At 47.3% G+C, this 6,631-nt stretch carries 7 protein-coding genes; 5 read left to right on the top strand and 2 right to left on the bottom strand.

The annotated features are described in order from the left end of the window. The 5 genes from AB7S66_RS10655 to AB7S66_RS10635 all read left to right on the top strand — a co-directional run. Positions 1–612: MazG-like family protein (locus AB7S66_RS10655; protein ID WP_428519843.1), on the top strand; the 612-nt coding region annotated here is incomplete at its 5' end. A gap of 58 nt (positions 613–670) precedes the next feature. Beyond that, positions 671–2,614 carry a DNA/RNA helicase domain-containing protein gene (locus AB7S66_RS10650; protein WP_428519841.1) on the top strand — a complete coding sequence of 648 codons (1,944 nt, stop codon included), beginning with the start codon at positions 671–673 and terminating at the stop codon, positions 2,612–2,614. A gap of 70 nt (positions 2,615–2,684) precedes the next feature. After that, positions 2,685–2,972, top strand: coding sequence for a helix-turn-helix domain-containing protein (locus tag AB7S66_RS10645; RefSeq protein WP_428519839.1), 288 nt, complete (start codon positions 2,685–2,687; stop codon positions 2,970–2,972). Positions 2,973–3,115: 143 nt separating this feature from the next. Continuing rightward, positions 3,116–3,424: a helix-turn-helix domain-containing protein gene (locus AB7S66_RS10640; protein ID WP_428519837.1), complete on the top strand. Its 309-nt coding sequence runs from the start codon at positions 3,116–3,118 to the stop codon at positions 3,422–3,424. Continuing rightward, complete coding sequence (locus AB7S66_RS10635) at positions 3,421–4,653, top strand: type II toxin-antitoxin system HipA family toxin (RefSeq protein ID WP_428519835.1); 1,233 nt, start codon at positions 3,421–3,423, stop codon at positions 4,651–4,653. The genes AB7S66_RS10640 and AB7S66_RS10635 overlap by 4 nt, the downstream gene beginning before the upstream one ends. A gap of 3 nt (positions 4,654–4,656) precedes the next feature. On the opposite strand, the gene AB7S66_RS10630 is transcribed toward AB7S66_RS10635, so the two are convergent. Continuing rightward, positions 4,657–5,517 (bottom strand): DUF2779 domain-containing protein, encoded by an 861-nt coding sequence (locus AB7S66_RS10630; protein ID WP_428519833.1) that lies wholly within the window; start codon positions 5,515–5,517, stop codon positions 4,657–4,659. 154 nt (positions 5,518–5,671) lie between these two features. Beyond that, positions 5,672–6,631: IS110 family transposase (locus AB7S66_RS10625; RefSeq protein WP_428519831.1), on the bottom strand; the 960-nt coding region annotated here is incomplete at its 5' end.

Raw genomic sequence — 6,631 nt, 5'->3', positions numbered from 1 at the left:
GGCCGGGCTTTATGTATCTTTGCTTTCCAAAGCACTCCCATTCCATGCTACTATTCCCAGAAGGACAAACCAATGAAAACACTACAGGAACGCATACACCATATTCAGAACCTACTTCACTTGGATGATGCTCAGATGGCTGAGAAACTTGGATTGGAAGAAGAGGCATACCAGAGAGGGATTGAAACTTCTTCCTCTGAACTCCTGGAACTTCTTTGTACTACCTTTGGGGTTTCCCTCTCTTATCTTGAAGAAGGGAAGGGGAGCATTTTTTGTGAAAGACCTCTCCCCATTGCCGATATCCTTGCCTTTCGGGATGCACGTAACTGGAAACAATTTCACTCACCCAAGGACCTGGCGATTTCTCTTAGCCTCGAATCCTCTGAATTACTGGAATGCTTCCAGTGGTCAGGTGAGGATGTTCATGCTAAGAAGAAACAGAAGCAGATGGAAGAGGAGCTGGCAGATATTCTCATCTACTCCGTGCTGTTTGCCGATTCCATTGGGGTTGATATCCCTACAATTATCGAGAGAAAGCTGTGTAAGAACGCAGAGAAGTATGATGTAAAGAAAGCGTATGGATCAGCAAAGAAGTATACAGAGCTCCAGTAATTCCTTACGCGACAATTCTTGGAGTGTGGTACACTAGAGTGATGCCACGGAGGGTGTGATGCTTGTATACGAAGGGGATAAGCAGCAATTCTTGTCAGACGTTCAGGATAATTCAATCGACCAGAAGATTGAAATGAATATGTGGAACAGGCTTCATAAAAGAGTCAGTTCAAGTGAAGAACAGTCCTGGCGTAACTCATTGAATTACATGCAGAATGTATTACTCGACTCTGAGATCCCTGACACCTCCGGTGTAGCTATTGAATTTGGAATACCCAATACCAATAAACGAGTCGATTTCATCCTTACAGGATTGGACAAAGAGAACCAGCACAATGCGGTAATCGTTGAGCTGAAGCAGTGGAGTAAGGTTGAACCTGTTCCCTATGTCGACCAACTCCTGGAGGCTGAGATCATCGATGTGCAGACACGTTTCTCCCATGGACAGCAACTAGTTCACCATCCCTCCTACCAGGCATGGTCCTACCGCTCCCTTATCTCCAATTTCAACGCAAATGTCCATGCGATTCCAATCCATTTGGAGAGCTGTGCGTATTTACACAACTACGTACCTCCCGAAGATGACCCACTGAAACAGCACTACTTCCAAAGCATTCTTGATGAGTCTCCTCTGTTTTATCGGAGTGATGTCAAGAAGCTCAGGGAGTTCATCAAGAAGTACATCCATACAGGGGATGCAAAGCAAACCTTGTACTACATCGATAACGGTGAGATTCGGCCCTCCAAGAGCCTGCAAGACTCCCTTTCTGCAATGCTGAGAGGGAAAGAGGAGTTCATACTCATAGACGAGCAAAAGATAGTCTATGAGCAGATGCTCTCCTTTGCTCGCAGAAGTAAAGAGGACGGGAGGAAACGGGTTTTCATTGTACAAGGGGGACCAGGAACGGGGAAGACAGTAGTTGCCATCAACCTTCTTGTGCAGTTGATCAATGATGATCAGGTGTGCGCATACGTGACAAAGAACAGTGCCCCCCGTAAGGTGTTTGAGGCAAAGCTCCGCTCTGGTGCGTTCAAGAGAAATAATATCAGCAGCTTGTTCAAAGGTTCCACGGCATTTGTTGATGCAGATACCAATGACTTCGGTACCCTCATTGTTGATGAGGCACACCGGCTCAACAAACGCTCCCAACAGGGACCGAAGGTTACCGGTGAAGATCAGATCAAGGAGATCATCAACGCAAGCAGGTGCAGCGTGTTCTTTATTGATGAAGACCAGCGCGTTACTGCTCAGGATTATGGTGACAGAGCTCAAATTCTCTATTGGGCCAAAGCTTTCAACGCAGAAGTGCAGGAGGGGAGGCTTCTCTCCCAGTTCCGTTGCAATGGTTCTGATGGATATCTTTCATGGCTTGATGGAGTACTGGGAATCCAGGAAGAGACAGCCAATCCCACCTTGGAAGGCATCGATTATGACTTCCGGGTAGTGGATGATCCCAATGAACTGCGTAGACTCATTGAAGAGAGAAATAGGGAAGATGATAAAGCCAGGATTGTAGCAGGATACTGTTGGGATTGGGTGAGTAAGAACAATCCAGATTCAGTTCCAGATATTACCATTGATGACTTTTCCATGTACTGGAACCTCAGCAGTGATGGTACCTATGCAATTTCCAAAGGGTCGATCAACCAAGTTGGCTGCATCCATACCACCCAGGGACTTGAATTCAGCTATGTCGGGGTGATCATAGGGGATGACCTCCGATTTGAGAAAGGGAATGTCATCTCTGATTACACCAAGCGAGCAAGAACCGACCAATCATTGAAAGGTTTGAAAGGACCTATCAGGAAGGGTGATCAGGAGGCAATGAAAACAGCCGACATCATCATACGCAATACCTATCGCACACTCATGAGCCGGGGGATGAAAGGCTGTTATATCTATTGTACAAATAAAGAGCTTGCTCACTTCCTGAAGACCAGAATACTTGGGTATGGAGAAGAAAAAGAAAGTCTTTTGTTGGCAGCAGAGAAGATAGAGTAAAAGGAATTACCATTCTGGAAAAGGGACTGGAGAATAGAAGATAATGAAATGAGTGTCTATAAAGAGTATTATGCAAGGCCTGGATGATGCCGTCAAATATCAGGAAGGAAAAATTGTTGCCAGAAAGACAAGAATCGCCGTCAAACCGGTGGAGACTTTTAGTGGGGAAGAAATCAAGTTTATCCGTCAAAGTGTCGGCTTGAGCCAAGTTGTCTTCGCTTCCTCCCTTGGGGTTTCCAAGAAGACAGTTGAAGCGTGGGAACGCGGTAGAAATAAGCCGGAAGGACCATCTAGAAGGTTGCTTCAGTTGATTAGGGACAATCCTAAGGTAATTGAACAGTACATGCTCAAAGCGTGATAAGTGAGTAATTGTTCCCAGAATCCCCAATAACTCTCATGAAAAGATTCTCTTTGATTCTTTCAACATATCTGTTGATAGTAAATTGCCATAACTACTACTATACTATTGCTAAAGTTCAAAAATAGGTTATAATTGATACTATGATAGCACTTATGAGTCCATCAATAGCCCAGAAGAAGATTGCACAGAACCTGAAAGAGCGCAGATTGCAAATGAACTTGACCCAAGAAGGGTTATCAGCTCGCTCGGGAGTTCCCTTGGCAACCCTACGCAAGTTTGAACAACAAGGCGTCATATCGCTGGAATCGCTCTTGAAGCTTATGATGGTGCTGGGGATGTTGGAAGCTATGGTTGAAGCCACAAAGGTTTCACAAACTTCATTCTCCTCAATAGATGAAGTCATCGCATTGGAGGCTTTGCCAAAGCGGAAGCGGGGAAGGAAAGCATGAAACCTTACAAAGCGGTGAAGACCATAGCCGTGAAGATCAATTTTGATAATGAAACCATTCCTGTTGGTCGTCTGGCATTGAAAGATCGTCGTATCTACTTCTCGTATGAACTGTCTTTCCTCGAACAAGGCCTTGAAATCTCTCCATTCTCTCTTCCCTTGCAAGTAGGTGTGAAGACTTTCGACCATAGTTTGTTTGAAGGATTGCCTGGTGTATTCAATGACAGTCTTCCTGACGGTTGGGGTAGGCTTCTCATAGATCGTTTTGTTCGCTCTCAAGGTATCTTTCCATCAGAGCTTTCTCCCTTGGATCGATTGGCAATGATTGGATCGCAAAGTCTTGGCGCATTGGTATATGAACCTGAGTATGATGTTCCTTTTGATGGTGGGCCAGTTGACTTGAACGTTGTTGCATCAGAGGTACAAGAAGTACTTGAGGGATCCTCCTCAGAGGTTGTAAGCCGTCTTCTTGTGTTGAATGGATCCTCCTCTGGCGCACGACCAAAGGCATTAATTGGTGTTTCTGAGAACAAAGAGCGAATTCTTCATGGAAAAGAATCATTTACCGCGGGGTATGAGCCTTGGTTGGTGAAATTTCCAAACACACAAGATGGTATCGATGCTGGTGCTATTGAGTATGTGTATGCCTTGATGGCAAAGCAGTCAGGCATACTCATGCCCGAAGTTCACTTATTCTCAGCCCATGAAGGACCGGGGTATTTTGCTGCCAAGCGGTTTGATCGAAATGGGGCTAAGCGCTTGCATATGCACACTGCTAGTGGGTTGTTACATGCTGATTTTCGCTTTCCCTCACTTGATTACCAAGACTTGCTGAATCTTACATCCATGTTGACCAAGGATGTCCGGGAGGTAGAGAAAATGTATCGTCTTGCAGTATTCAACGTCCTAGCGCATAATCGTGATGACCATGCGAAAAACTTTAGCTTCCTCATGGATGCATACGGGAATTGGACACTCTCTCCGGCCTATGACCTTACCTTCTCATCCGGCCCAGGAGGGGAGCAAAGTACCATGGTCATGGGGGAAGGAAAGTATCCTGATGTAGAGCATCTTTTCAGGCTGGGACTGAATGCCAAGCTTTCGAAGCAGCAGATTTCTTCAATCATTGACCAGACTCGTACAGCACTCTCAGGGTGGAATACACTTGCAAGGCAATATGGCGTAAGCAATGAGAATATCACTCATATTGCAAAACAGATCTGTCAGTAGATCCTAGCGGCAGAGGTCTTTCAGTCCTTCCCAGATCATGACCATCGCCATCGTATCCAATTCGCAGTACTTCAGAAGGGCCTTCTGTATTTCGCTGCGTTCATAGTCTGACATCTCCTCGAACTGCATCCTTGCATATGCGGTGAGAGCGGCACCCCCTTCCCTGAGTTCATCATCACTGCTCAGAATTTCAAGATCCTTCTCAGAGACATCCTGGAACATCCTTGGCAGCAGCTTGTAGGGGTCGGTTGCCTTTCCATCCTTGATCTTGACCCATTGCCAGTCCTTGAAGTTTGTACTCCTGATCCCCCCCTTTGCCCCATAGATTGGCTTTGAGTATTTCTCTTGCAACAACGTTGAACTGTTCAGTATTGCCGGGAGTACCTGCTTGATGGAATTGGACCCCTTTGTGGCCGGATCATAGTAGTAACGTTTCACAACTTCCCACAGGTCAACCATGTCTCTTTCTCCGCTCCACTGCTCAGGGGACTTGCCTGTCGCATGGGTGATGGTCTTGATGAAGCTCAGGAGTTGCGCTCTGTCAGGGATGGATCCTGTATCAGAGGTGAGTTGCTGATAGATCAGGTTGAGGAAGGTATTCTCATGATTGGAGTAGCGAAAAACACTTCCCTGGTCATGGTCCAACTGTCCTTTCAGTGCCCGTATGAACTCGTAATTGGGAAATACCCCGCGTTCTGTGTTCAGATACTCTCCAGCGTGTTCAACCGTACCGTCCTCATGGACGATATGATGGGAGAACTGAAAGGCCACTCCCTCATAGGGGTGGAGACCTGCATGGAAGGGGATGGCAACCATGGTAGTCTCGAAGTCGATGAAGTGAAGGGGGAAGACCCAGCTCTCCATCTCACTTTTTATTTGACTACTGTTGTCAAGCCCTAAATGCAAGGAATTGAATTTTTCTTATCCGTCATAGATATTGCAAATCTTGAGGCACACCCAAGCTGCCACCGGGTGGCTTGCAGTTTCTGAGAACAGTGCTATACTTCAGTTACAGAACTTAAGCGAATTTCTTTGGATTAGAGGTAGTTGCAGCTGCCTCTTTCCTTTTTGTCCTGTCAATCTCCTCCATCTGCTTTCTGGTAGAATCGGGCAGATACTCAAGCAATCCCGCAAGCTTGTGGTATTGGAGTCTTCTCCGGAAAGCCGCCAGGCCCTGCTGCTTGGTGAACTCATAGATCCCGTTGCTCTTCACCAGGATGTAGCTCAACTGGATCATCTTCTTGGCCACCGCAACAGCCGCAACCGGTTTGCTCTTGCCCCTCAATCGTAAATACTCGTATTTCTCAGAAAGCGGGTTGCTTTTGGTCTTGGTTGAGGCCACCCAGGCCGCCTGGATGATATTCCTCCTGATGCACTTGTTGCCCATGTGGGAGATATGCCCCTTGCTGACCTTGGTTCCCGAATCAAACCTTCTCTCCGAGAGCCCGACATAGTTCACATAGCTGTCGGGGGAGTTGAATCGGGACCCGTCGCCGAGGAAGGCAATCTGGGAGGCAGCCGTCATCAGCCCGATCCCGGGAATCGAGAACAGGGAAAGCGCCTCCCTTGGGTGGGAAAGGCAGATATCACGCAACCTCTGCTTGCATTGCTCCAATTGATCGGTCACATTCCCGATCTGGTCGGAGAGCATAATCGCCTGCTCGATTGCAAGACCGTCCTCGCACAGCAGCCTGTTGGCCAATGTCAGCCTTGACTCTTCCGTCTTCAGTTCCGACTTCTTGATGAACGGATGCCCCATCGAGTTGAACAAGGCATACAGCCGGTTGACCAGCATCGTGATCTCCTGGGCGAGAAACACCTCAAGGGAGACGGCCGACCGTTCGGCCTGCTCTTCCCTGGTCGGGATCGAGACTGTGGGCCATTCATCCCTGGGCATGTTCCTGGCAATCCTCACGATTTTCTCGCTGTCCGCTTTGTCTGTTTTGAGGGTGCTGTTGAAGATGTTGTAGAGCTTGGC

The sequence above is a fragment of the Sphaerochaeta sp. genome (assembly GCF_050178175.1).
Classification (GTDB): domain Bacteria; phylum Spirochaetota; class Spirochaetia; order Sphaerochaetales; family Sphaerochaetaceae; genus Sphaerochaeta.
This window is presented reverse-complemented; position numbering and strand designations above follow the sequence as displayed.

What these genes read in the sequence shown, in the direction of transcription:
- AB7S66_RS10650 (WP_428519841.1), top strand. Translation starts at nt 671, where the DNA reads ATGCTTGTATACGAAGGGGATAAGCAGCAATTCTTGTCAGACGTTCAG.
- AB7S66_RS10645 (WP_428519839.1), top strand. Translation starts at nt 2,685, where the DNA reads ATGCAAGGCCTGGATGATGCCGTCAAATATCAGGAAGGAAAAATTGTT.
- AB7S66_RS10640 (WP_428519837.1), top strand. Translation starts at nt 3,116, where the DNA reads ATGATAGCACTTATGAGTCCATCAATAGCCCAGAAGAAGATTGCACAG.
- AB7S66_RS10635 (WP_428519835.1), top strand. Translation starts at nt 3,421, where the DNA reads ATGAAACCTTACAAAGCGGTGAAGACCATAGCCGTGAAGATCAATTTT.
- AB7S66_RS10630 (WP_428519833.1), bottom strand. Translation starts at nt 5,517, where the DNA reads ATGGAGAGCTGGGTCTTCCCCCTTCACTTCATCGACTTCGAGACTACC.